Raw genomic sequence first — 21,685 nt, 5'->3', positions numbered from 1 at the left:
CGGACCGTCCGAACCGCAGAGGGAGCCCAGGCGTGCCAGGAGCCGAACCCCACACGCGAAGCCCGGCACGAGCCGACGAGCGCCGAGCACGATCCGACCGGCGCCGGGCCCGAGCGGACGAGCGCCGGGCCGCCGCCGACTACACCGGCGGCGTCTACGGGTCCATGCTCGCGGCCTCCGTGGTGGTCGGCGCGGGCACCCTGGGGTCGGTGCCACGGCTGGAGCTGGTGCTGCTGCTGTTGCTCACCGGTCTCGTGTTCTGGATCGGGCATGTCCACGCCCACCTGTTCGGGGCGCGGCTGGTGCAGCGGCGGCTGGACCGGCGGATCGTCGTGCAGGTGTGCCGCGAGGAGTGGCCGATCGTCAAGGCCGCCGTCCCGCCGGCCCTCGCCGTGGCCGTCAGCCCGCTGCTGGGCCTCGATCTGACCGGCACCCTCTGGTTCGCGCTCGCGGTCGCCGTCGCGGGCCAGGTGGGCTGGTCGACGGCGGCGGCCCGCCGCGCCGGCGCACCCTGGCGGCTGGTCGCGGTCACCGCGTCGGTGAACCTCGTGCTCGGCCTGCTGATCATCGTCTTCAAGCTCGTGGTCACGCACTGACCTCCGGCGGCTCTCACCTCGGCGGCTCTCACCTCAAACGGCTCTCACCTCCAACGGGTGAGGCCGCGGGCCGGCGGGGGACGGAGGATCGGGGAGCAAGGGCGCAGTCCGCCTGTCCCAGGCCGTCCCGGGAGCAGCTCATGCGCTACGAGATCCGCGTCGAAGGACAGCTTTCGGAGGCGCTGACCGAGGCCTTCCCCGAGCTGGACCATGTCGTCATGTCCGGCCAGACCGTGCTGTTCGGACAGGTCGTCGACGAGGCCCATCTGTACGGACTGCTGGCGCGCTGCCAGTCCCTGGGCCTGCGGGTCATGGAGATGCGCCAGCTGCCGGAGTGAGTTCCGGGTCCGCCGCCAGGACGCTTCGCCCGCCGCGAGGACACGAGGAGGAGTCATGAGTGTGTCGCCCGGTTCCGCACCGCCGCCCGCACCGCACCCCGGACCGGACCCCCGGCCGCCGGGCGGCCCGCACCCCCGTCCCGGGACGGCCGGCGGCGATCCGGCCGCCACCCTGGCCGTGCTCGGGCGCTCCTGGACCTGGATCCTCGGCTCGGCCGTCGTCACGTTCGTGCCGGGCGTCCTGATCCTGGTCTGGCCGGACGAGACCCTGCACGTCCTCGCGGTCCTCATCGGCCTGTACCTGCTGGCGACCGGGCTGTTCCGGTTCGTGGCGTCCTTCGCGGGGGAGGACGGCGGCAGTCGAGTGACCGGCCTGCTGCTGTCGGTGCTGTACGTGGTGGCCGGGGTGCTGTGCCTGCGCAACCCGCTCCAGACGATCGCCGCGCTGTCGCTGATCGTCGGCGTCCTGTGGCTGGTGTCCGGCATCGTCACGCTCTTCACGGCGCTGTCCACCAGGGACATGCCCCATCGGGGCGTCGTGATCGGCGCGGCGGCGCTGGCCGTCGTCGCGGGGGTCGTGGTGCTCGCCCTGCCCACCGAGTCGGCCCGGGCGCTGACCCGGCTGCTGGGCCTGTGGCTGGTCCTGCTCGCCCTGGTCGAGGCGGCCGTCGCGTTCGCCTGGCGGGCGGCGCTGCGCAGGGCCGGCACCGCCGTACGGGACGGGGAGCGAGGCCGGGACGCGGCTCCGGACCGGGGCCCGGACGGCGGGGACCGCGAAGGGACCGTCTGATGCGCGCGCCGATGTGCACGTCGACGTCCACTCGCCGCGCGGGAGCGGTCGGGGCCGTCACCCCTCGGGCCGGCCGCTCAAGGCCTCACGCCCTCCCGCGGTACCCCTCCCCGACTCACCCTTCCCGGGGTCATCCGTCCCCGGCTCACCCCTTCCGGGTGAGGCCGGCGGGCCGCGTCCGGCGCAGGCTGGGACCGGCATGCGACGCCATGCCGGGTTGTCGGGCGAGAGCCCGGAACGGAGGAAAGAGATGAGTGGGGACACCTACCTCGCGTACGACTATCCACTGCTGAGCGCCTTCTGGACCATGCTGGTGTTCTTCCTGTGGATCATGTGGTTCGTCCTGCTGTTCCGGGTCGTCGTCGACGTCCTGCGCGACGACCACCTCAGCGGCTGGGCCAAGGCCGGCTGGCTGGCCTTCTGTGTCTTCCTGCCCTTCCTCGGCGTGTTCGTCTACGTGATCGCGCGCGGCAAGGACATGGGGCGCAGGGAGGCCTCGCAGGCGCGAGAGCAGCAGAAGGCCTTCGACAGCTACATCCGTGAGACGGCCAAGGGCTCCGACGGCTCCTCCGGCGGCTCCTCCAGCGGCGTCGACGAACTCGCCCGGCTCTCCGAGATCCGCGCCCGCGGCGACATCACGGACGAGGAGTTCGCCAAGGCGAAGCAGATGGTCCTGAGCGGTTCCCGCCGCTGAACCGGCCGCTCGACCGGCCGGCCGTCCACGGCGGGCGGACCGTTCACCGCGGGCGGGCGGCCCACCGCGAGCGGGGCTCCGAGCGGGCCCGGTCGACCGGCCACCGGCCCCGGGCCCGAGGCCGCCGAGCGGTCCGCCCCGCCGTCCGCGACCGGCCCGCGATCGGTGTGCGACCGGCCCGCGACGGGCCCGTGACCGGCCTGCGGGCGGGCCGCGAACGACGACGACGAATCGAGGCACCGGTATGACCGAGACGCACAGCAGTCACCCCCCGGCCGCCGAGCGGCATCCGGCCCGGCAGGCCTGGGCCGGGGGACTGATGGCCTTCGCCGCCGTCACCCTCCTGCTCACCGGGGTGCTGGACATCTTCCGGGGCGTCATGGGCATCGCCGAGGACGACATCTTCGTGTCCGCCCGGCAGTACGTGTTCCGGTTCGACGTCACCGGCTGGGGCTGGATCCATCTCGCCCTGGGCGCGGTCGCCGTGATCGTGGGCATGGGACTGTTCTCGGGAGCGACGTGGGCGCGGGTGGCGGGAGTCGTCATCGCCGGGCTCATCATCGTCGGCAACTTCCTCTCGCTGCCGTACTACCCGGTCTGGTCCGTCGTGATGATCGCCTTCTCCGCGTTCGTCATCTGGGCCCTGTGCGTGGTGAGGCCGGACCGGTTCGCGGACTGACCCCGCCGGGCCCCACCGCCCGGTCCCGTTCCCCGGCACTGCCAGGAAGGCGGCGAAGATGTGCCGTTGGCTCGCCTACTCGGGCACCCCGATCCTGCTCGAAACGATTCTCTACCGGCCCGCCCACTCGCTGATCGACCAGAGCCTGCACTCCAAGATGGGCGTGGAGACGACGAACGGCGACGGCTTCGGCGTCGGCTGGTACGCGGCCGACGGGTCGGCCGGGACCCCGGCGGTCGTCCGGGAGATCGGGCCGGCCTGGAGCAACCGCAATCTGCGGGAGATCGCCGGGCACGTCCGCTCGTCGCTGTTCTTCGCCCACATCCGGGCCTCGACCGGTACGGCGGTGCAGCAGACCAACTCCCATCCGTTCCGGCACGGCCGCTGGATGTGGATGCACAACGGCGCGATCGCCGACTTCCACCGCATCCGCCGGGATCTGGCCCTTGCCGTCGACCCGCTGCTCTTCCCCGACATCGAGGGATCCACCGACTCCGAGCTGATGTTCTTCCTGGCCCTCACCTTCGGTCTGGAGGAGGATCCGCCGGGGGCGGTCGCCCGGATGGTGGGCATGGTGGAGCGCGTCGGGCGGGCGCACGGAGTGGAGTTCCCGCTGCAGATGACGGTCGCCGTGACCGAGGGGGTGCGGCTGTGGGCGTTCCGCTACTCCAGCCAGGGCGCCTCGCGCTCGCTTTTCTACAGCACGCGCGTGGAGACGCTGCGGGAGCTCCATCCCGACATGGCGTTCCTGCGCGAGGTCTCCGACGAGACCCGTCTCATCGTCTCCGAGCCCCTGGGCGACCTGCCCGGCGCCTGGAACGAGGTGCCGGAGAACACCTACGGCATCGTCCAGCCGGGCGGTGACGAGATCCTGCAGTTCACCCCGCTGGCCGCGTAGCGCGGCGGCACGGACCGCGGACGGCCCGCGTCAGTGGAACCGGGGACGGCTCGGGTCAGTGGACGGAGAACCCGCCGTCCACGAAGAGCGCCTGTCCGGTGACGTAGCCGGAGGCCGGGCCGGCCAGGAACACCGCGGCCGCGGCGAAGTCCTCGGCGAGACCGTTGCGGCCGACCATCGTGCGGGCGGCCAGCGCCGCCACCTTCTCGGGGTCGGACGACAGCCGTGTGTTGAGCGGGGTCATGACGAACCCGGGCACCAGGGTGTTGCAGGTGACGCCGTGCGGTGACCAGGCCTCGGCCTGGGAGCGGGCCAGTGACTCCAGCGCCCCCTTGGAGACCCCGTAGGCGCCGCTGCGGACGAACGCCCGGTGCGCCTGCTGCGAGGTGATGTGGATGATCCGCCCGAATCCCCGCTCGGCCATGCCCGGCCCGAAGCGCCGGCCCAGCAGGTAGGGCGCTTCCAGGTTGACGCTCATGGTGGCGTCCCACACCGTCTCGTCCAGCTCGTCCATCGGCGGTCGCAGGTTGATGCCGGCGCAGTTGACCAGGATGTCGGGCTCGCCGTAGACGTCGGCAGCCCGGTCCGCCGCGGCGCGCACCCCGGCGCGGGTGCTCAGGTCGCCGCTCACCCAGGCCGCGCGGCAGCCGTCCGCGGTCAGCTCGTCGACGGTCGCGGCCAGCCCGGCCTCCCCGCGCGCCACGATCACCACGCTCGCTCCCGCCCGGGCGAGCGCGCCGGCGATGGCGCGGCCGATGCCGGAGCTGCCGCCCGTCACCAGGGCGATCCGTCCGTCGAGTGAGAACAGCTCGGAGAGGTAGGCGGCCGAACGGGCCGGGCCGGGCGCCGGGACGGGCGAGGCGTGCGGAGGTGTCATGTCCGCACCCTAAGCGGAAGGGCGCGCGCCCTGTCGTCGGGACCTTGCCAACCGAACTTCACCGATATATCGTTGACGCATCGCGACAGATCAACGATGCGCGACAGATCAACGATGAAATGAAGGAGTGGTTTGCGATGCGTACCCACGGATTCGAGCGTGGACATGGACAGGACGGCCCCCGGCGCGGACGGGGCGGCTTCGACGGACGGCGTGCGGCCTTCGGGCCCTTCGGTCCGGGAGGGCCGGGTGGTTCCGGCGGGCCGGACTTCGGCTTCGGCGGTCCGGGCTTCGGCCCCGGCGCCTGGGGCGGACGAGGGCGGGGCGGGCCCAGGGGGAGGGCGCGGCGCGGTGACGTACGGGCCTCGATCCTGGCCCTGCTCACGGACCGGCCCATGCACGGCTACGAGATGATCCAGGAGATCGCCGAGCGCAGCGGCGGGGCGTGGAAGCCCAGTCCGGGTTCGGTGTACCCGACCCTCCAGCTGCTGGAGGACGAAGGCCTGATCAGCAGTGAGAGCGACGGCGGCAAGAAGCTGTTCTCGCTCACCGAGGAGGGCCGCGCGGCCGCCGAGGCCGGCCCGGACGCCCCCTGGGAGGAGGCCTCGCGCGGCGTCGACTGGGAGGCCCTCGGGGAGATCCGCCAGGCCGGCTTCGGTCTGATGGAGGCCTTCGGGCAGGTCTGGAAGACCGGCAGCAAGGAGCAGCGGGAGAAGGCCCTCGCGGTCGTCAACGAGGCCCGCAAGAAGCTGTACCTGATCCTCGCCGACGAGGGCTGAGGCGGCCCGGCGGCCGGCAGGACGGCGAGGAAGGCGCTTCGTGGAACCGTCCGCGAGGCGCCTTCGCGTGTCCGGGGCGGGCCGCGTCGCGCGAACCGGCGTCCGGCCGGGCGGCCGCGCGTCGCTCAGGTCACCAGCGTGCCCAGTTTGCGCAGCGACTCGTTCAGCGCGGCCGTCCCCGAGTCCTTGAGCCTGCCCGCCATCAGGGACACGGCGGCGCCGGTGAACTCGCCGTCGATGCGGACCGTCGTGGCGTCGCCGTCGGGGGTCAGGGTGTAGCGGGTGGCCACGGAGACGGCCATCGGCCCCTTGCCGCGGATCGCGAGGACGCGCGCGGGCTCCAGTTCCGCCACCGTCCACTCGACCTCCGCCGGGAAGCCCATGAGCTTCATGTTCTCCAGGAAGGTCGCACCCGGTTCGAGGGTCGCGGGGCCGCCCTTGGGGAAGTTGGTGTGCGTCGCGTTCCACTCCCCGTACGCCGGCCAGTCGGTGAGCTGGGCCCACACCTTCTCGGCCGGCGCCTGGATGCGTGCCTCCGCGCTGACTTCGGCCATGCGACCACCTCTTCGTGTCGGGCAGCTCCGGCTGCGGTGTCGCGGAACGTAGCTCCGCACGGCCTAACATTCAATACTGACGCACCGTCAGGAAGTGGCGTCGAGGGCTCCGGCGCGGTGCCCGTCGTGACGGCCGCCGGCCGCGGCCGCGGTGGAGCGGGCGTGCGAGGGGTCCGCCCGGCGCACCGGCGCTCCGGCCCGGGGCGTCGGCCTGCTCGCGGCGATGGTCGCGGACCCGCGGGCCCGCGCGGCCGAGGTCCTCGCCCGCGCCGGCGTCGACGTCGACGCGCTGCGGGCCGGGATCGAGGACGGCCCCCAAGGGCGCGAGGAGTGCCCGGAACGGGGCTCGTCCGCCTGCCGAACGGCCGGGGCCCGACGGGCACGTCCAGCCGATGAGACAGGTGTCAACGGGGATGACGCTCATGTCATCGCCTGTCATCATGGGGCGGTGCGTACCACTGTGAGCAGCCACGGCAACCGTGGGAAGGGCTTCGGCCTGTCCCTCGCGGTCGGGTCGGCCATCGCCTTCGGCGGATCCGGGGTCGCGGCGAAGCCGCTGATCGAGGCGGGCCTCGACCCGCTGCACGTGGTGTGGCTGCGGGTGACCGGCGCGGCGCTGGTGATGCTGCCGCTCGCCGTGCGCCACCGCGCGCTGCTGCGCCGCCGGCCCGCCCTGCTCGCGGGCTTCGGCCTGCTCGGCGTGGCCGGTGTGCAGGCTTTCTACTTCGCCGCGATCTCCCGGATCCCCGTCGGCGTGGCACTGCTCGTGGAGTACCTCGCGCCCGCGCTGGTGCTGGGCTGGGTGCGCTTCGTGCAGCGGCGGCCGGTGACGCGGGCCGCCGCGCTCGGCGTCGTGCTCGCGGTCGGCGGACTGGCCTGCGTGGTCGAGATCTGGGCGGGCCTGGGCTTCGACGCCCTCGGCCTGCTGCTCGCGCTGGCGGCCGCCTGCTGCCAGGTCGGCTACTTCGTCCTGTCCGACCAGGGCAGCGACGGCGGCGACGACGTCCCCGATCCGCTCGGGGTGATCGCCTACGGCCTCCTCGTGGGCGCCGCCGTGCTGAGCGTCGTCGCCCGCCCCTGGGGGATGGACTGGTCCGTGCTCGCGCACACCGCCGGCATGAACGGCTCCGAGGTTCCCGCCTGGCTGCTGCTCGCCTGGATCGTGCTGCTCGCCACCGTCGTCGCGTACGTCACCGGCGTGGTCTCCGTGCGCCGGCTCTCCCCGCAGGTCGCGGGAGTGGTGGCCTGTCTGGAGGCGGTCATCGCGACCGTGCTCGCATGGGTGCTGCTCGGCGAGCACCTGTCGGTCCCGCAGATCGCGGGCGGGGCCGTGGTGCTCCTCGGCGCGTTCATCGCCCAGTCGTCCGCGCCCGCCAAGGGCTCACCGGACCCGGTCGCCGCCGGCGGCCCCGAACGAGAACTGTCGGCCCGCGGCACGGCCGCCTAGCGAGGGCCCGCCACCCCGAAGTTCCCGCCCACCGGCAACGACGAGCCCGCCGCGGCCGGCGGGGCAGGCGTTTGTCACTTGCGCCAGAAGAGGTGGTGGGTCACCCCGCTCGGGCTGGGCACGACGTCCATGTGGAAGCGGTCCAGCAGCTCGTCGGGCGAGTCCCACAGGCGCAGTCCGTGCCCGAGCTTCACCGGTGAGACCACCACGTGCAGGGTGTCGACGAGGTCGGCGTCGAGGAACTCCCGCACGGTGGTCACTCCGCCGCCGAGCCGGACGTCCTTGCCCTGCGCGGCCTCGCGCGCCCGGGCGAGGACGGCGGCGGGATCGCCGTCCACGAAGTGGAACGTGGTGTCGGAGAGGGTGAGCGACGGGCGTCCGTGGTGGGTCAGGACGAAGACGGGCGTGTGGAACGGCGGCTCGTCGCCCCACCAGCCCTTCCACTCGTGGTCGGTCCACGGACCGCGCTGAGGGCCGAACTTGTTGCGGCCCATGATCTCGGCGCCGATGTTGTGGCTGAAATCCCGGGTGAAGTAGTCGTCGAGGCCCCGGCTGCCGCCGGGCTCGGTGCGGTTGGGCCAGCTCGCGGTGGCCCCGGCCCAGGAGAAGAGCTTGCCCGGGTCGATGTGGTGGCCGAAGGGCCGTTCCAGGGTCTGGTCCTCGCCCGCCGCGACGCCGTCGCTCGAGATGGTGAAGTTCTGCACGCGCAGCAGCTGGTCCACGGGTTTCCTCATCGGTCCTGTCGCCTCCTGATGTGTGGCGATGCGTCCTTGCACCAGGATGTCGAACGGGGCGCGGCCGGATCGACATCGGCGCGTCAGCTGTTTCGAGGAGTGCCGGCGTGACGCATCGCGCGGGCGGGCGCGGCCCGTCGCCGGCGGGGACCCGGTGGGCGGGCCCCCGCCCGGCGGACCGCCGGATCAGCCCTGCGGTCGCGTCGCGCGCCGGCGCAGCAGGTGCTCGCGGGCCGCCGCGTCGCCCGGTCCGCCGCGGGCGGTCAGGCCCGCGGCGATGCGGTCCTGGGTCTCGGCCGGCCGGTGGGCCGCGTACTTGAACTTGGCCTCCACGGAGGTCACCTCCAGCCGGATCACCCGGATGCCGGAGAGCAGGCGGCCGTACGGGGCCTCGCCCGGCGCCGGGCGCGCGGAGCCGCCCTCCGGCTGGAAGTGGGCCATCTGCCGGGCGAGCAGCTCGGCCTTGGCCGCCGGGTCGTCCACGATGTGCGCCGTGCAGCGGAGCTGGACCGCCGTGTAGAAGCTCGTCGGCGTGCCGTGCTCGGCCGGGGCGCCGGGCGGCGCCTGCCAGGGGCCGGGCACGAAGACCCAGTCGCCGACGACGCTCAGCGTCACCGCCGGATTCGCCTCCAGCGCGGGCCACAGCGGGTTGGGGCGGGCGAGGTGGGTGACGGCCGTGTCGTCGCTCGGGTCGTACGCGAAGTGCAGGGGCTGGACGGACGGCGGCTCTCCCGGCAGGCCGTTGACGGCCAGCTCGCCGAAGTCGTGCGCGGCGAGCCAGTCCCGCCACTCGGCGTCGTCGTGGGGCGCGTCCCAGGGGTGGACGAGCATCACAGCGCCGCGAGGTAGCCGGGGACCCGGGCGCCGGGCGCGAGGTCCGCCTCCGGGACGGGCGCCTCGTAGCCCTTGCGCAGGGGCACCACGCCGGCCCAGTGGGGGAGGGCGAGGTCCTCGGGCTCGTCGTTGACGCCCCCGGTGCGGGTCTTGGCGGAGACCTCGCCGAGGTCGAGGCGGATCACCGCGGTGGCCGCCAGTTCCTTGCGGTTGGCGGGGCGCGAGTCCGCGGAGCGGCCCGGGACGACGTGGTCGACGAGGGCGTCGAGGGCGTCGCGCTTCTCCCGCGGGTCCGTCACGTCGTACGCGGTGCCGTGCACCACCACGGAGCGGTAGTTGATCGAGTGGTGGAAGGCGGAGCGGGCCAGCACCAGGCCGTCGACGTGCGTCACCGTCAGGCAGACCGGCAGCCCCGGATCCGCCTGTCCCGTCATCCGCAGCGGGCGCGAGCCCGTCGAGCCGTGCACGTAGAGCGTCTCGCCGACCCGGGCGTAGAGCGTCGGCAGCACGACCGGCGCGCCGTCGCGGACGAAGCCGAGGTGGCACACGTAGCCCTCGTCGAGTATCGCGTGCACCAGGTCCCTGTCGTACGAGGCCTTCTGGGCCGCGCGGGTGGGGACCGTGCGTTCGGTCGGGGTGTAGGCGGCGGGCGGCGGTGGCGTCGTCGGCTGCTGGGTCCCCTGCATGGCGTTCTCCATTGCACTAGTGCATAATTGCTTTTGTGCTAGGAGACTATCCGATCCAGGGCCGTGGAGCGGCGGAGATTTCCGCGAGCGTCGAGGCGGCGGTCGGCCGCGGTGAGCTGCGGCCCGGCCAACTGCTGCCGCCGATGCGGGAGTTGGCGTCCACGCTGGGGGTCAACCCGAACACCGTCGCGGCCGCCTACCGCACTCTGCGCGAGCGGGGGGTGATCGAGACGGACGGCCGCCGGGGCAGCCGGGTGCGCGCGAAGCCCGCCACGACCGGACGCGAGTTCATCCGGGTGGACGTCCCGCGGGGCGTGCGGGACGCCTCCACCGGCAACCCGGACACGGCGCTGCTGCCGCCCCTGGGCCCGGCGTTCGCGTGGGCGGCCGACCGGGGCGACCGGGAGCCGGTGCTGTACGGCGACGCGCCGGTGGAGCCCGGTCTGGCCGCCGCGGCCCGGGCGGATCTGGACGCGGACGGCGTGCCCGCCGGACCGGTGGCCGTCGCCTCCGGCTCGCTGGACGCGATCGAACGCGTCCTCGCCGCCCATCTGCGGCCGGGTGACGTCGTGGCCGTGGAGGATCCCGGCTGGGGCTCCCTGCTCGACCTGGTGCCGGCCCTCGGACTGCGCATCGTGCCGGTCGGCCTCGACGACGAGGGCCCGCTGCCCCAGGACGTGCGCCGCGCCCTGGAGGCCGGGGCGCGTGCCCTGATCGTCACCGACCGGGCGCAGAACCCGACCGGCGCGGCGGTGAGCGCCTCACGCGCGCGTGCCCTGCGCGCCGTGCTGGCGGAGCATCCGCACACCCTGCTCGTGGAGGACGACCACGGCCACGGCATCGTCGACCTGCCCCTGCACCCCCTCGCGGGCGTCACCCGGCACTGGGCCTTCGTGCGCTCGGTCGCCAAGGCCTACGGTCCGGACCTGCGGTTCGCCGTCCTCACCGGGGACGACCTCACCCTCGACCGGATGAGCGGACGCCAGCGTCTCGGCCCCGGCTGGGTCAGCAGGACGACCCAGCGGGCCGTGCTGCGGCTGTGGACCGAGGGCGCGGTGGACACGCGGGCGGTGGCCCGGGCGTACGGCGGCCGGCGGGACGCGCTGATCGCCGCACTGGCCGCCCGCGGTGTCCCGGCCCGCGGCCGCAGCGGAATGAACGTGTGGGTGCCGGTGCCGGACGAGACGGGGGCCGTGACCCGGCTGCTCCAGTCGGGCTGGGCGGTCGCCCCCGGCGCGCGGTTCCGCGTCGAGTCCCCGCCCGGCGTCCGGATCACCGTGTCCGCCCTGACGCCGGACGACGTCGACGGGCTCGCCGACGCCGTCGCCGCCGCGGTACGCGTGAGCGGCGTGCGCGGATACGTCTGACGCCCATGACGCCCCTGACGCGCGGCCGCCCCCCGTCAGGGGAGCGGCCGGAAGGGGAGCGCCTGTAAGGAGGGCCGTCGCGCACCCGTCCCGAGCAGGTCCACTCCGCCCGGCCCGACGCCGGTCAGGACCGGCGCCGTACCTGGGTCAGCGCCGCGCCGGCCAGGACGATCGCGGCGCCCACCGGCGTCGACCAGCTCAGCGGCTCGTCGAGCAGGGCGACGCCCGCCGCCGTGGCGATGACCGGGATGAAGTACGTGACCATCTGGGCCGTCGTCGGGCCGACCTCCGCGACCAGGCCGTACTGGATCAGCAGCGCCAGGCCCGTGCCCAGCGCCCCCAGAGCGGCCGTCGCGAGCAGCGGCAGCAGCGGGAAACGGGCCGGGAGCGTGGTGAACAGCGGTGTGACCACGGCGAGTTGCAGGGTCGCCAGGAACAGCTGCGCGCCCGTCATCGACAGGGCGGAGGAGCCGGCGCCCGCGAGCGTGCGGCGGAGGTAGATCCAGCCGACCGGGTAGCTGAGCGAGGCCAGCAGCGCCAGCGACGTGCCCCGGGCGTCCAGGCCGTGGAAGCCCTGCCAGGCGCCGAGCACGGTCAGCACGCCCAGGAACCCGAGGCCGAGCCCCGCGACCCGCAGCCGCGTCGGCCGGTCCTCGGAGAACGCCACGAGGGACAGGGCCATGCCCCACAGCGGCGAGGTCGCGTTGCAGATGCCGGCCAGCGTGGACGGGATCGTCAGCTCCGCATAGGCGAAGAGGGAGAACGGCAGGGCGTTCAGCAGGAACGCCGACACGGTCAGGTGCGCCCAGGTGCGCGCTCCGCGCGGGAGCCGCTCCCGCTTGACCGCCATCGCGACCGCCAGCACGGCCGTCCCGAACGCCAGCCGGCCGAAGGTGACCTGGAAGGGCGCGTAGCCGCCGGTGCCCACCTTGATGAGCAGGAAGCTGAAACCCCAGATCAGCGACAGCGCGCCGAAGCGCAGCCGCCAGTCGAGGGCCGGGCGTCGCAGGCCGGCGGGAGACGGGGAGGTGGCGGTGGAAGAGGGAGTGGATGCGGTCGCCGTGGTCATGGCTCAACGATGCGGGAGACGTCCTCGTAGCACAATCGAGAATTTTGGAGCAGTACCTCGTAGCATCGCTTATATGTTGAACCTGGAGCGCCTGCGCACCCTCGACGCCCTCGCCCGGCACGGATCGGTCAGCGGAGCGGCCCTGGGCCTGCACATCACCACGTCGGCCGTCTCGCAGCAGATGGCGAAACTGGAGCGGGAGGTGGGCCAGCGGCTCCTCGCCAAGCACGGACGGGGAGTGCGGCTGACGGACGCGGGCCGGCTCCTCGCCGAGCACGCGTCCCGGATCCTGTCCCAGGTCGAGCTGGCCCAGGCCGATCTGGAGGCCCAGCGCGGCCAGGTGGCGGGCGAACTGCGGCTGTCGGCGTTCCCGACCGCCGCGCGCGGGCTGTTCCCCGGCGTGCTCGCCGAACTGCGCAAGGCGCATCCGGGGCTGCGGCTGCGCTCCTCCGAGCTGGAGCCGGAGCGCGGCATCGCCGGCGTCGTGCGCGGCGACCTCGACCTCGCCGTCGTCCTGGACTGGTACAACAAGCCGATGCCGGTGCCGGACGGCCTGGTCAAGGCGCCGATCCTCGACGACCCCGCCGACGTCGCGATGCCGGCCGGACACCCCCTCGCCCACCGGGACGAGGTGGACCTCGCGGAGTTCGCCGAGGACGAGTGGATCACCTGGGGCGAGGGCGAGTTCTGCCACGAGTGGCTCATGTTCACGCTGCGCTCGCGCGGCGTGGAGCCGATCGTCGGCCACCGGGCGGCCGAGACGCACACCCAGCTCGGCCTGGTGGCGGCCGGTCTCGGCGTCTGCATCGCCCCGTTGCTCGGACGGCACCCGGTGCCCGAAGGAGTCGTGACGGTGCCGCTGCGGCAGCGGGTGCGCCGCCATGTGTACGCGGTGTGGCGGGCGGACGCCGACCGCCGCCCCTCCATCCGGGCCGCCGTGGAGGCGCTCAAGACGGCGGGCGGCGCGCTGGGCCGCCCGGCGGACGGCCCGGCGGGGGAGCGGGCCGGCTGAGACGAGCCCCCGGGCGACCGGCGGCGCGGCAGCCCGCGGAACTGCCGGCCGGGGCGGGCCGCCGGGTCACACCCCGCCGAGCTTGCGGAAGTCCCAGGACACGACCTTCTCCGGCGTCAACCGCACCCAGGCGTGCCGCCCGTCGTGCGGCATCGCGTCGAGACCGAAGTTCTTGCGGGCGAACAGGGTCTCCACCGCGTCGAGTTCGGCGCACAGCTCGCCGGTGCGCGGGCACTCGCCGACGAACTCCACGGCGCCGGACAGCTCCACCCCGCGCAGTGAGTCGTACTCCTCGCCCGTGTCGATCACGATCGCGACCCGGGGATCGCGGCGCAGATCGGCCCAGCGCTTGCTGCGCACGACCGAGTACAGCCAGAGCGCGGTCCCGTCCCAGAGGAACCACAGGGCGCTGACGTGCGGGGCGCCGTCGGTGGACACGGTCGCGACCCGGCAGGTGCGCTGGACGGTGAGGAACGCGTCCAGCTCGCCCGAGGTCATCATGATCTTCCGGCCCCGACGCTGAGTGGCGGTCATCCGGCCCCCTCATCTTCTCTTGTGTCGTCCTGTGCTGATGGTCCGAGACGCCGATTCCTGAGACTCCGTCAGAAAATGATGGGTCTTCTTCCTTCTCCGCGCAATGGCGGTTAGTGTCGCCCGCCCCACACCGACGTCAGGGGAGCCCATGCCGTCGCACGAACAGCTCGGCGAACTGCTCGACCCCGCCGGCACCGTCCTGATCACGGTGGAATGCCAGCAGGGCGTCGTCGGCCCGGCCGCCGCCCTCCCGCAACTCGCCCGCGAGGCACGGGAGTCCGGAGCCCTCGCCAACATCGCCCGGTTGGTGACGGCCGCCCGCGCGCGGGGCGTCCAGATCGTGCACGCCGTGGCGGAGCGCCGGCCCGACGGGCGGGGCGCCAACCGCAACGCCCGGCTGTTCCGCGCGGCCGAACGCCTCCCCGTCCAGCAGCTCGCCGGAACCGACGCGACCCGCGTCGCACCCCCGATCGAGGTCGCCGGACAGGATCTCGTCGTCCGGCGGCTGCACGGGCTGTCACCCGTCCAGGGCACCGACGTCGACGCCCTGCTGCGCAACCTCGGCTGCCGCACCCTGATCGTGACCGGGGTCTCCGCCAACGTCGCGATCCCCAACACCGTCTTCGACGCCGTCAACCGGGGATACACGGTCGTCGTGCCGTCGGACGCCGTCGCGGGGGTGCCCGCCGACTACACCGCCGCGATGATCCGCCACACCCTCGCGCTGGTCGCCACGGTCGCGACCACCGACGAGGTGCTGGACGCCCTCCGGCCGGACGCCCCGGCGCGGGTCAGGCGAGAGTGATCGAGTCCCCGCTGACCTTGATCGGCACCTCGGGCAGCGGCTTGCGCGCGGGACCGCTCTTCACACTGCCGTCCGTGATCGAGAAGTTGCTGTTGTGACAAGGGCAGTTGATCACGCCGTCACTGATGGACTTCACCGCGCAGCCCGCGTGCGTGCACACCGCCGAGAACGCCTTGTACGTGCCCGCCGTCGGCTGGGTGACGACCACCTTCTCGGAGTCGAAGACCTTGCCGCCGCCCTCGGGGATGTCGGCCGTCTTCGACAGCGCCGCGCCCGCCGCCGCGTTGTCCCCGCCACCGCCGCCCGTGCTCGCGGCCGCCGTGCCGCCGGCGGCGCCCGCGGCGCCGGACGGCGAGGAGCCCGACGCGTCGTCGTCGGATCCTCCGCACGCGGTCAGCGCCACGGAGAGCCCCGCGGCTCCGGCGGCCGCCACGACGGTACGGCGGGCGGGCCCCGACGCGGACTTGAACGATGCGCTGGTCATGCTGGGGGGTTCCCTTCCAGGGGGGAGTGTGGATCTGCCGTCAGGTACGGGCCGGGGGGACGCCGTGTTCAGCGCCCCCGCCGAGTTCGGGCAGTGTCGCGATGGTGACGGCTTCGACATGAGCACGGCGTAAGCCGCAGCTGTCGCCGAGCTGTCGGCCGCGCATCGGCCCAGGCCCGGCCACCTGCGGCGACGCTCAAGTAGCCTGGGGCGATGCTCAAGGAAGTCACCGCGACCCGGTACGTCACGCCCCTGCGCGAGGGCGGATCCCTGCCGGGGCTCGTCGAGGCGGACGACCTCGGCCTGTACGTCCTGAAGTTCACCGGGGCCGGACAGGGCCGCAAGACGCTCGTCGCGGAGGTGGTCTGCGGCGAGCTGGCCCGCCGGCTCGGCCTGCGGATGCCCCGGCTGGCCGCCGTGGAACTCGACGTCCTGCTGGGACTCGGCGAACCCGACACCCAGGTGCAGGAGTTGCTCAAGGCGAGCGGCGGGACCAACCTCGGCATGCAGTTCCTCTCCGGCGCCCTCGGCTACGACCCGCTCGCCTTCCCGGTGAGCCCCGAGGAGGCCGGCCGGATCGTCTGGTTCGACGCGCTGGTCAACAACGTCGACCGCTCCTGGCGCAACCCCAACCTCCTGGTGCACCGGGGCGACCTGTGGCTCGTCGACCACGGCGCCACCATGATCTGGCAGCACAACTGGCCCACCGCCGAAGCCTCCGCGGCCCGCCCCTACGACGCCTCCGACCACGTCCTCGCCCCCTTCGGGCCGGACGTCGCGGCCGCGGCGGAGCGACTGGCCCCGCTGGTCACCGCGGACCTGCTCGCCGAGGTCACCGCCGAGATCCCCGACGTCTGGCTGACGGACGAACCCGGCTTCGACACCCCGGACAGCCTCCGGCAGGCCTACGCCGCGCCGCTCCTGGCACGCGCCGCCGTCATCCACGACCGCATCAAGGGGACCGAGTGAACGACCGCCACATCATCAGGCCGGGCCAGGGCGGCGACCGGGACGTCTTCGAGTACGCGCTGCTGCGCGTCGTCCCGCGCGTGGAGCGCGGCGAGTGCATCAACGCGGGCGTGCTGGTCTACTGCCGCGGCCGGGACTACGTCGGCGCCCGCACCCACCTCGACGAGGCGAGACTGCTGGCGCTGGACCCGCGCGCGGACGTGGCGGGGGTGCGGGCCGCCCTGCGGGCCGTCGAGGGCGTCTGCGCGGGCGGCGCCCTCGCCGGCCAGGCGGCGCACGACGACGCCGGACGGCGCTTCCGGTGGCTGATCGCGCCCCGCTCGACGATCGTCCAGCCGGGCCCCGTGCACACCGGACTCACCGCCGATCCGGCGGCCGAGGCGGACCGGCTCCTCCAGTTGCTGGTGAGGTAATGGATCACACCGGCGACGTGTGGCGTTGACACCGGGTGCCAGGGCTTCTAGCGTCACGTCTGCCGAAGGTACTAAGCGGTCGCTCACCAGTCGGGCGCACCGGCGCCGGCCGGGCGCACCGGCGCCCCGGGCGGAACAGCGCCTCCGGGCGCATCAGGCTTTCTCAAGGGCGAGGAGAACCAGCAATGTCCACCACTGAGCAGCGGGTCGCCGTAGTCACGGGCGCGGCACGGGGCATCGGAGCGGCCACCGCCGTACGGCTGGCGGCCGAGGGCCGCGCCGTCGCGGTCGTCGACCTCGACGAGGCCGCCTGCAAGGACACCGTCGAGAAGATCACCGCGGCCGGCGGCAGGGCCGTCGCCATCGGCGCCGACGTCTCCGACGAGGCCCAGGTCGAGGCCGCGATCGCGCGGATCGTCGAGGAGCTCGGCGCGCCGACCATCCTCGTCAACAACGCCGGCGTCCTGCGCGACAACCTGCTGTTCAAGATGAGCGCCGCCGACTGGGACACCGTCCTGAACGTGCACCTGCGCGGCTCGTTCCTCATGACGAAGGCCGTCCAGAAGCACATGGTCGACGCCGGCTTCGGCCGCGTGGTCAACCTGTCCTCGTCCTCGGCGCTCGGCAACCGCGGCCAGGCCAACTACTCGGCCGCCAAGGCCGGTCTCCAGGGCTTCACCAAGACCCTGGCCATCGAGCTCGGCAAGTTCGGCATCACCGCCAACGCCGTCGCCCCCGGCTTCATCGCCACCGACATGACGGCCGCCACCGCCGCCCGCGTCGGCATGGGCTTCGAGGAGTTCAAGGCCGCGGCGGCCACCCAGATCCCGGTCGCGCGCGTCGGCGAGCCCGGCGACGTCGCCAACGCGATCGCCTTCTTCACGAACGAGGCCGCCGGCTTCGTCTCCGGCCAGGTGCTGTACGTCGCCGGCGGACCGCTCGACTAACCGCTGCCAAGGACCCTGGGGATCACGAACATGACTGAACTGCCCGCACTCTCCGGCAAGGTCGCCCTCGTCACCGGAGCCAGCCGGGGCATCGGCTACGGCGTCGCCGAGGCGCTCGTCGCCCGCGGCGACCGGGTCTGCATCACCGGCCGGGGCGAGGACGCCCTGAAGGAGGCCGTCGAGCGGCTCGGCGCCGACCGGGTCATCGCCGTCGCCGGCAAGGCGCACGACGAGGAGCACCAGGCCGCCGCCGTGGCCCGCACGATGGAGGCCTTCGGCCGCGTCGACTTCCTGGTCAACAACGCCGGCACGAACCCGGTGTTCGGGCCGATCGCCGACCTGGACCTCAACGTGGCCCGCAAGGTCTTCGAGACCAACGTGGTCTCCGCGCTCGGCTTCGCGCAGCGCACCTGGCACGCCTGGCAGAAGGAGAACGGCGGCGCGATCGTCAACATCGCCTCCGTCGCGGGAATCTCGGCCTCCCCCTTCATCGGCGCCTACGGCATCAGCAAGGCCGCGATGATCAACCTGACCGTGCAGCTGGCGCACGAGTACGCGCCGCGCGTGCGGGTCAACTCGATCGCCCCCGCCGTGGTGAAGACCAAGTTCGCCCAGGCCCTGTACGAGGGCCGCGAGGAGGAGGCGGCCGCGGCCTACCCGCTGGCCCGGCTGGGCGTGCCGTCCGACATCGGCGGCACGGCCGCGTTCCTGACCTCGGACCAGTCCGACTGGATCACCGGCCAGAACATCGTCGTCGACGGCGGGATCTTCCTCAACGCCGGCGTGGGCTGAGAACGCCCCGGACCGCACGCCGGTCCGGGACCACCGCGACGACCGCGTCCACGGGCGCCGTTTCCCCGACGGAAACGGCGCCCGTGTCGTCCTATACCGGACATCTCCACCCCGAACACGGTGATGACAACGTCGTCATACCGAGAGTGATCAAGAACGCCGTACAGGCGCGGGTTCAGGCCGCCTGGCGCTGCGGTATGGTCTGCCAACCCTTGGCATGGCAGATCGAGGAGCGTGCGCGTGTTCAACCGGAACCGATCCTTGCAGCGAATGGCGGCGATCGTGTCCATATCCCTGGTGGCCGGGTGCAGCCTCCTGGGGGAGGAGAGCTCCGACGACGCCGGGCCGATCGTGGTGGGCACCACCAGTGCGCCCAGCACGCTGGATCCCGCGGCCGCCTGGGACGGCTCCTGGGAGCTGTTCCGCAACATCTACCAGACCTTGCTGAGCTACCCGTACGGCACGACGGCCCCGCAGCCGGACGCCGCCAAGTCCTGCGGGTTCACGGACGACACCAGCCGCGTCTACCGGTGCGAACTGCGCGACGGGCTCACGTTCTCCAACGGCGACGCCCTGGACGCCAAGGCCGTGAAGTACTCGATCGACCGGATCCGCGCGATCAACGCCCCCACCGGCCCCAACGGCCTGCTCGGCAGCCTGGACAGCGTCGAGACGAAGGGCGACGGCGAGGTGCTCTTCCGCCTGAACAAGGCCGACGCCACCTTCCCGTTCGTGCTCGCCACCCCCGGCATGTCGATCGTCGACCCCGACGACTACCCCGCGAAGTCCCTGCGCAAGGACGACGGGATCGTCGGCTCCGGGCCCTACCGGCTGCAGTCCTACGAGGAGGGCAAGCAGTCCGTCCTCGTGCGCAACGACCACTACAAGGGCCTCGCCGAGCGCCGGAACGACGCGGTGAACATCCGCTACTTCCAGGACTCCGGCGCCATGGTCAAGGCCCTGCGCGCCAGGGACATCGACATCACCTACCAGGGGCTCGCCGCCGACGACATCGTCGACCTGGAGAACAAGAAGGCCGAGAACGAGGGCCTGCAACTCGTCGAGGGCGCGGCCACCAACATCAACTACCTGGTCTTCAACCCCAAGGACACCTGGTCGGACAAGCTGGCCGTGCGCCGGGCCATCGCCCAGGTCATCGACCGGGCCGCCATCGCCCACAAGGTGTACAAGGACACCGTCGACCCGCTGTACTCCATGGTCCCGACCGGCCTGACCGGCCACACCACCGGCTTCTTCGACTCCTTCGGCGACCCCGACACCGCCAAGGCCCGCAAGATCCTCACCGAGGGCGGCATCACGCGGACCGTGCCGCTCACCCTCTGGTACACCACCGACCGCTACGGCTCCGACACCGCGCTGGAGTTCAAGGAGATCAAGCGTCAGCTGGACGCGTCCGGCCTGTTCTCGGTCACCCTGAAGAGCAGCCCCTGGAACACCTACGTGGTCGGCTACCAGAACGGCGAGTACCCGGTGTTCGGGCGCGGCTGGGCCCCCGACTTCCCGGACCCCGACAACTTCATCGCCCCCTTCGTCGGCGAGCAGAACGCGCTCGGCACGCCCTACCCGGAGAAGAAGATCACGCAGGTGCTGCTGCCCCGCTCGCGCCGGGAGAGCGACCGCGCCGAGGTGTCGAAGGACTTCGAGGAGGCCCAGCAGATCCTCGTCCGGGACGCCCGGCTGCTGCCGCTGTGGCAGGGCAAGCAGTACATCGCCTCCTCCGAGGACGTCTCGGGCGGAGAGCGCGCCCTCGACCCGTCGACGATCATGATGGTGTGGGAGCTCTCGCGGAAGACCAGCTGGTAGCGACGGGCCGGCGCACGGGTGACGAGCCGGGCGCCGCGCCCGGTGGCGGGCGGGCAGACCGGCCGCGGGCCGGGCTGTCAGTGGCCGCCTGTAGGTTCTGTGGTCTGAAGCGACCGCACACCGAAGGACGTTGACGTGACCGACATCGCCATGCTGCCCGAGTCCTGGCGCGGGGTTCTGGGCGACGAACTGCAGCAGCCCTACTTCAAGGAGCTGACGGAGTTCGTCGAGGAGGAGCGGGCGAAAGGCCCCGTCTACCCTCCGCGCGAGGAGGTGTTCGCCGCGCTCGACGCGACACCGTACGAGCGGGTGAAGGTCCTCGTCCTCGGACAGGACCCCTACCACGGCGAGGGCCAGGGACACGGCCTGTGCTTCTCGGTGCGGCCCGGCGTGAAGATCCCGCCGTCGCTGCGCAACATCTACAAGGAGATGCACGCGGAGCTGGGCACGCCCATCCCGGACAACGGCTACCTGATGCCGTGGGCGCAGCAGGGTGTCCTGCTGCTCAACGCGGTCCTCACGGTCCGCGCCGGGGAGGCGAACTCGCACAAGGGCAAGGGCTGGGAGAAGTTCACCGACGCGGTGATCCGCGCGGTGGCCGACCGGCCCGACCCGGCGGTCTTCGTGCTGTGGGGCAACTACGCGCAGAAGAAGCTGCCCCTCATCGACGAGACGCGGCACATCGTGGTCAAGGGCGCGCACCCCTCGCCGCTGTCGGCGAAGAAGTTCTTCGGCTCCCGCCCGTTCACCCAGATCGACGCGGCGGTGGCCCAGCAGGGCCACGAGCCCATCGACTGGACCATCCCGAACCGGGCCTGACACGGTCCGGCGGGGGCCGCCCGCCCGGTTCGGCCGGGGCCGTCCGCCGCTCCGGCGGGGGCCTCCCGCCGCCGGGCCGGTACCCGTCGGGCCCGGCCCGGTGCCGCCTGACCGTGATCGTCCGCGCGGGCGGCTAGCGTCGTCGCAACGACGCAAGGAGGCCGAGGGTGGCGGAGCGACAGGGGCGCACGACGGCGGACACCCTGCTCACGCGGATCGGGCAGGTCGTGATGCTGCACCACGGGGGAGACCGCGAGGAGGCCCGCCGCCGCCTCCTCGGCCTGTGGACGGAGATCGGCGAGGAGGGCGACGCCCTGCACCGCTGCACCCTCGCCCACTACCTCGCCGACACCCACGACGACCCCTGCGACGAACTGGCCTGGGACCTGCGGGCGCTGACGGCGGCGCAGGAGCACGACGGCCCGGCGGACGGCCCGGGGGACGGCTCGGAGGACGGGCGCGGCCGGCCGGGGGAGGAGCCGGAGGGCGGGGCCCACGGCCGGGGCTCCCCCGAGGCGAGGGCGCTCTTCCCCTCCCTCCACCTCAACCTGGCCGCCGACTACGTGAAGCTCGGCCGCCCCGACGCCGCCCGCTCCCATGTGCGCCGGGCCCGCCGGGCGGCCGCCGCACTGGGCGACGACAGCTACGGGGACGGGATGCGGGCCGCGATCAGCAGGATGGAGCTGCGTCTCGGGGAGGGCGAGTGGCGGCGGGACCGATGAGAGCGGAGGGCGCCGGTACGGC

General features: G+C 73.1%; 26 protein-coding genes and 1 pseudogene. 19 read left to right on the top strand and 8 right to left on the bottom strand.

Annotation, left to right across the window (positions count from 1 at the left end; genetic code table 11):
* The first annotated feature begins 32 nt into the window (after positions 1 to 32).
* The 6 genes from OG802_RS05460 to OG802_RS05435 all read left to right on the top strand — a co-directional run bounded on the left by OG802_RS05460 (position 33) and on the right by OG802_RS05435 (position 3,995).
* Complete coding sequence (locus tag OG802_RS05460) at positions 33 to 596, top strand: hypothetical protein (protein WP_329407715.1); 564 nt, start codon at positions 33 to 35, stop codon at positions 594 to 596.
* 140 nt (positions 597 to 736) lie between these two features.
* A complete protein-coding gene (locus OG802_RS05455; protein ID WP_329407713.1) occupies positions 737 to 934 on the top strand; it encodes a hypothetical protein in 198 nt (65 codons plus the stop codon).
* A 55-nt stretch (positions 935 to 989) separates the two neighbouring features.
* Positions 990 to 1,724, top strand: coding sequence for an HdeD family acid-resistance protein (locus OG802_RS05450; protein WP_329407711.1), 735 nt, complete (start codon positions 990 to 992; stop codon positions 1,722 to 1,724).
* A 250-nt stretch (positions 1,725 to 1,974) separates the two neighbouring features.
* Positions 1,975 to 2,418, top strand: a complete 444-nt coding sequence (locus OG802_RS05445; RefSeq protein WP_329407709.1) for an SHOCT domain-containing protein — start codon at positions 1,975 to 1,977, stop codon at positions 2,416 to 2,418.
* A 244-nt stretch (positions 2,419 to 2,662) separates the two neighbouring features.
* Positions 2,663 to 3,097, top strand: a complete 435-nt coding sequence (locus OG802_RS05440; RefSeq protein ID WP_329407707.1) for a DUF7144 family membrane protein — start codon at positions 2,663 to 2,665, stop codon at positions 3,095 to 3,097.
* 58 nt (positions 3,098 to 3,155) lie between these two features.
* Positions 3,156 to 3,995, top strand: a complete 840-nt coding sequence (locus tag OG802_RS05435; RefSeq protein ID WP_329407705.1) for a class II glutamine amidotransferase — start codon at positions 3,156 to 3,158, stop codon at positions 3,993 to 3,995.
* A gap of 55 nt (positions 3,996 to 4,050) precedes the next feature.
* Here the strand turns inward: OG802_RS05435 and OG802_RS05430 are convergent, their stop codons facing one another.
* Positions 4,051 to 4,872 (bottom strand): SDR family NAD(P)-dependent oxidoreductase, encoded by an 822-nt coding sequence (locus tag OG802_RS05430; protein ID WP_329407703.1) that lies wholly within the window; start codon positions 4,870 to 4,872, stop codon positions 4,051 to 4,053.
* A 137-nt stretch (positions 4,873 to 5,009) separates the two neighbouring features.
* Here OG802_RS05430 and OG802_RS05425 point away from each other — a divergent pair, with 137 nt between their 5' ends.
* A complete protein-coding gene (locus OG802_RS05425) occupies positions 5,010 to 5,651 on the top strand; it encodes a PadR family transcriptional regulator (protein WP_329407701.1) in 642 nt (213 codons plus the stop codon).
* A 125-nt stretch (positions 5,652 to 5,776) separates the two neighbouring features.
* On the opposite strand, the gene OG802_RS05420 is transcribed toward OG802_RS05425, so the two are convergent.
* Complete coding sequence (locus tag OG802_RS05420; protein ID WP_329407700.1) at positions 5,777 to 6,205, bottom strand: type II toxin-antitoxin system Rv0910 family toxin; 429 nt, start codon at positions 6,203 to 6,205, stop codon at positions 5,777 to 5,779.
* Positions 6,206 to 6,428: 223 nt separating this feature from the next.
* Between OG802_RS05420 and OG802_RS35925 the strand changes: the two are divergent.
* Both OG802_RS35925 and OG802_RS05415 read left to right on the top strand, forming a co-directional pair.
* A pseudogene (locus OG802_RS35925) lies at positions 6,429 to 6,503 on the top strand (peptidase); the annotation flags it as partial.
* Positions 6,504 to 6,653: 150 nt separating this feature from the next.
* Entirely contained in the window at positions 6,654 to 7,652 is a 999-nt protein-coding gene (locus OG802_RS05415) for an EamA family transporter (protein WP_329407698.1), read from the top strand.
* 74 nt (positions 7,653 to 7,726) lie between these two features.
* Here the strand turns inward: OG802_RS05415 and OG802_RS05410 are convergent, their stop codons facing one another.
* The 3 genes from OG802_RS05410 to OG802_RS05400 form a co-directional block, all read right to left on the bottom strand.
* Positions 7,727 to 8,374, bottom strand: coding sequence for a dihydrofolate reductase family protein (locus OG802_RS05410; protein WP_329416943.1), 648 nt, complete (start codon positions 8,372 to 8,374; stop codon positions 7,727 to 7,729).
* Positions 8,375 to 8,572: 198 nt separating this feature from the next.
* Entirely contained in the window at positions 8,573 to 9,217 is a 645-nt protein-coding gene (locus OG802_RS05405; RefSeq protein ID WP_329407697.1) for an FMN-binding negative transcriptional regulator, read from the bottom strand.
* The gene (locus OG802_RS05400) at positions 9,217 to 9,906 is read right to left on the bottom strand and encodes a pyridoxamine 5'-phosphate oxidase family protein (RefSeq protein ID WP_329407696.1); all 690 of its coding nucleotides are present in this window, start codon (positions 9,904 to 9,906) and stop codon (positions 9,217 to 9,219) included. Before OG802_RS05400 ends, OG802_RS05405 begins: the two co-directional genes overlap by 1 nt.
* A 35-nt stretch (positions 9,907 to 9,941) precedes the next feature.
* Here OG802_RS05400 and OG802_RS05395 point away from each other — a divergent pair, with 35 nt between their 5' ends.
* Positions 9,942 to 11,273 (top strand): aminotransferase class I/II-fold pyridoxal phosphate-dependent enzyme, encoded by a 1,332-nt coding sequence (locus OG802_RS05395; RefSeq protein WP_329407695.1) that lies wholly within the window; start codon positions 9,942 to 9,944, stop codon positions 11,271 to 11,273.
* A gap of 124 nt (positions 11,274 to 11,397) precedes the next feature.
* Here the strand turns inward: OG802_RS05395 and OG802_RS05390 are convergent, their stop codons facing one another.
* Positions 11,398 to 12,342: a DMT family transporter gene (locus OG802_RS05390; protein WP_329407694.1), complete on the bottom strand. Its 945-nt coding sequence runs from the start codon at positions 12,340 to 12,342 to the stop codon at positions 11,398 to 11,400.
* 73 nt (positions 12,343 to 12,415) lie between these two features.
* On the opposite strand from OG802_RS05390, the gene OG802_RS05385 reads away from it, so the two are divergent.
* Positions 12,416 to 13,354 (top strand): LysR family transcriptional regulator, encoded by a 939-nt coding sequence (locus OG802_RS05385; RefSeq protein WP_329407692.1) that lies wholly within the window; start codon positions 12,416 to 12,418, stop codon positions 13,352 to 13,354.
* Positions 13,355 to 13,420: 66 nt separating this feature from the next.
* Here OG802_RS05385 and OG802_RS05380 read toward each other — a convergent pair whose 3' ends face one another.
* Entirely contained in the window at positions 13,421 to 13,888 is a 468-nt protein-coding gene (locus OG802_RS05380; RefSeq protein ID WP_329407690.1) for a pyridoxamine 5'-phosphate oxidase family protein, read from the bottom strand.
* A gap of 148 nt (positions 13,889 to 14,036) precedes the next feature.
* Between OG802_RS05380 and OG802_RS05375 the strand changes: the two genes are divergently transcribed.
* Positions 14,037 to 14,693, top strand: a complete 657-nt coding sequence (locus OG802_RS05375; RefSeq protein ID WP_329407688.1) for a cysteine hydrolase — start codon at positions 14,037 to 14,039, stop codon at positions 14,691 to 14,693.
* On the opposite strand, the gene OG802_RS05370 is transcribed toward OG802_RS05375, so the two are convergent.
* Entirely contained in the window at positions 14,680 to 15,177 is a 498-nt protein-coding gene (locus OG802_RS05370) for a Rieske (2Fe-2S) protein (protein ID WP_329407686.1), read from the bottom strand. The genes OG802_RS05375 and OG802_RS05370 overlap by 14 nt on opposite strands.
* 213 nt (positions 15,178 to 15,390) lie before the next feature.
* On the opposite strand from OG802_RS05370, the gene OG802_RS05365 reads away from it, so the two are divergent.
* The 7 genes from OG802_RS05365 (at position 15,391) to OG802_RS05335 (ending at position 21,663) form a co-directional block, all read left to right on the top strand.
* Positions 15,391 to 16,146, top strand: coding sequence for a HipA family kinase (locus tag OG802_RS05365; protein ID WP_329407684.1), 756 nt, complete (start codon positions 15,391 to 15,393; stop codon positions 16,144 to 16,146).
* A complete protein-coding gene (locus tag OG802_RS05360) occupies positions 16,143 to 16,559 on the top strand; it encodes a DUF3037 domain-containing protein (protein WP_329407682.1) in 417 nt (138 codons plus the stop codon). The genes OG802_RS05365 and OG802_RS05360 overlap by 4 nt, the downstream gene beginning before the upstream one ends.
* Before the next feature lie 185 nt (positions 16,560 to 16,744).
* A complete protein-coding gene (gene fabG, locus OG802_RS05355) occupies positions 16,745 to 17,506 on the top strand; it encodes a 3-oxoacyl-ACP reductase FabG (protein ID WP_329407680.1) in 762 nt (253 codons plus the stop codon).
* A gap of 30 nt (positions 17,507 to 17,536) precedes the next feature.
* Positions 17,537 to 18,298 carry an SDR family oxidoreductase gene (locus OG802_RS05350; RefSeq protein ID WP_329407678.1) on the top strand — a complete coding sequence of 254 codons (762 nt, stop codon included), beginning with the start codon at positions 17,537 to 17,539 and terminating at the stop codon, positions 18,296 to 18,298.
* 270 nt (positions 18,299 to 18,568) lie between these two features.
* Positions 18,569 to 20,122, top strand: coding sequence for an ABC transporter substrate-binding protein (locus OG802_RS05345; RefSeq protein WP_329407676.1), 1,554 nt, complete (start codon positions 18,569 to 18,571; stop codon positions 20,120 to 20,122).
* A 135-nt stretch (positions 20,123 to 20,257) separates the two neighbouring features.
* Positions 20,258 to 20,941, top strand: a complete 684-nt coding sequence (ung, locus tag OG802_RS05340; protein WP_329407673.1) for a uracil-DNA glycosylase — start codon at positions 20,258 to 20,260, stop codon at positions 20,939 to 20,941.
* Between the two features lie 167 nt (positions 20,942 to 21,108).
* Positions 21,109 to 21,663, top strand: a complete 555-nt coding sequence (locus OG802_RS05335; protein ID WP_329407671.1) for a hypothetical protein — start codon at positions 21,109 to 21,111, stop codon at positions 21,661 to 21,663.
* The last annotated feature ends 22 nt before the right edge of the window (positions 21,664 to 21,685 follow it).

Source organism: Streptomyces sp. NBC_00704 (genome assembly GCF_036226605.1).
GTDB lineage: Bacteria > Actinomycetota > Actinomycetes > Streptomycetales > Streptomycetaceae > Streptomyces.
This window is presented reverse-complemented; position numbering and strand designations above follow the sequence as displayed.

What these genes read in the sequence shown, in the direction of transcription:
- OG802_RS05455 (WP_329407713.1), top strand. Translation starts at nt 737, where the DNA reads ATGCGCTACGAGATCCGCGTCGAAGGACAGCTTTCGGAGGCGCTGACC.
- OG802_RS05450 (WP_329407711.1), top strand. Translation starts at nt 990, where the DNA reads ATGAGTGTGTCGCCCGGTTCCGCACCGCCGCCCGCACCGCACCCCGGA.
- OG802_RS05445 (WP_329407709.1), top strand. Translation starts at nt 1,975, where the DNA reads ATGAGTGGGGACACCTACCTCGCGTACGACTATCCACTGCTGAGCGCC.
- OG802_RS05440 (WP_329407707.1), top strand. Translation starts at nt 2,663, where the DNA reads ATGACCGAGACGCACAGCAGTCACCCCCCGGCCGCCGAGCGGCATCCG.
- OG802_RS05435 (WP_329407705.1), top strand. Translation starts at nt 3,156, where the DNA reads ATGTGCCGTTGGCTCGCCTACTCGGGCACCCCGATCCTGCTCGAAACG.
- OG802_RS05430 (WP_329407703.1), bottom strand. Translation starts at nt 4,872, where the DNA reads ATGACACCTCCGCACGCCTCGCCCGTCCCGGCGCCCGGCCCGGCCCGT.
- OG802_RS05425 (WP_329407701.1), top strand. Translation starts at nt 5,010, where the DNA reads ATGCGTACCCACGGATTCGAGCGTGGACATGGACAGGACGGCCCCCGG.
- OG802_RS05420 (WP_329407700.1), bottom strand. Translation starts at nt 6,205, where the DNA reads ATGGCCGAAGTCAGCGCGGAGGCACGCATCCAGGCGCCGGCCGAGAAG.
- OG802_RS05405 (WP_329407697.1), bottom strand. Translation starts at nt 9,217, where the DNA reads ATGCTCGTCCACCCCTGGGACGCGCCCCACGACGACGCCGAGTGGCGG.
- OG802_RS05400 (WP_329407696.1), bottom strand. Translation starts at nt 9,906, where the DNA reads ATGCAGGGGACCCAGCAGCCGACGACGCCACCGCCGCCCGCCGCCTAC.
- OG802_RS05390 (WP_329407694.1), bottom strand. Translation starts at nt 12,342, where the DNA reads ATGACCACGGCGACCGCATCCACTCCCTCTTCCACCGCCACCTCCCCG.
- OG802_RS05385 (WP_329407692.1), top strand. Translation starts at nt 12,416, where the DNA reads ATGTTGAACCTGGAGCGCCTGCGCACCCTCGACGCCCTCGCCCGGCAC.
- OG802_RS05380 (WP_329407690.1), bottom strand. Translation starts at nt 13,888, where the DNA reads ATGACCGCCACTCAGCGTCGGGGCCGGAAGATCATGATGACCTCGGGC.
- OG802_RS05375 (WP_329407688.1), top strand. Translation starts at nt 14,037, where the DNA reads ATGCCGTCGCACGAACAGCTCGGCGAACTGCTCGACCCCGCCGGCACC.
- OG802_RS05370 (WP_329407686.1), bottom strand. Translation starts at nt 15,177, where the DNA reads ATGACCAGCGCATCGTTCAAGTCCGCGTCGGGGCCCGCCCGCCGTACC.
- OG802_RS05365 (WP_329407684.1), top strand. Translation starts at nt 15,391, where the DNA reads ATGCTCAAGGAAGTCACCGCGACCCGGTACGTCACGCCCCTGCGCGAG.
- fabG (WP_329407680.1), top strand. Translation starts at nt 16,745, where the DNA reads ATGTCCACCACTGAGCAGCGGGTCGCCGTAGTCACGGGCGCGGCACGG.
- OG802_RS05350 (WP_329407678.1), top strand. Translation starts at nt 17,537, where the DNA reads ATGACTGAACTGCCCGCACTCTCCGGCAAGGTCGCCCTCGTCACCGGA.
- OG802_RS05345 (WP_329407676.1), top strand. Translation starts at nt 18,569, where the DNA reads ATGGCGGCGATCGTGTCCATATCCCTGGTGGCCGGGTGCAGCCTCCTG.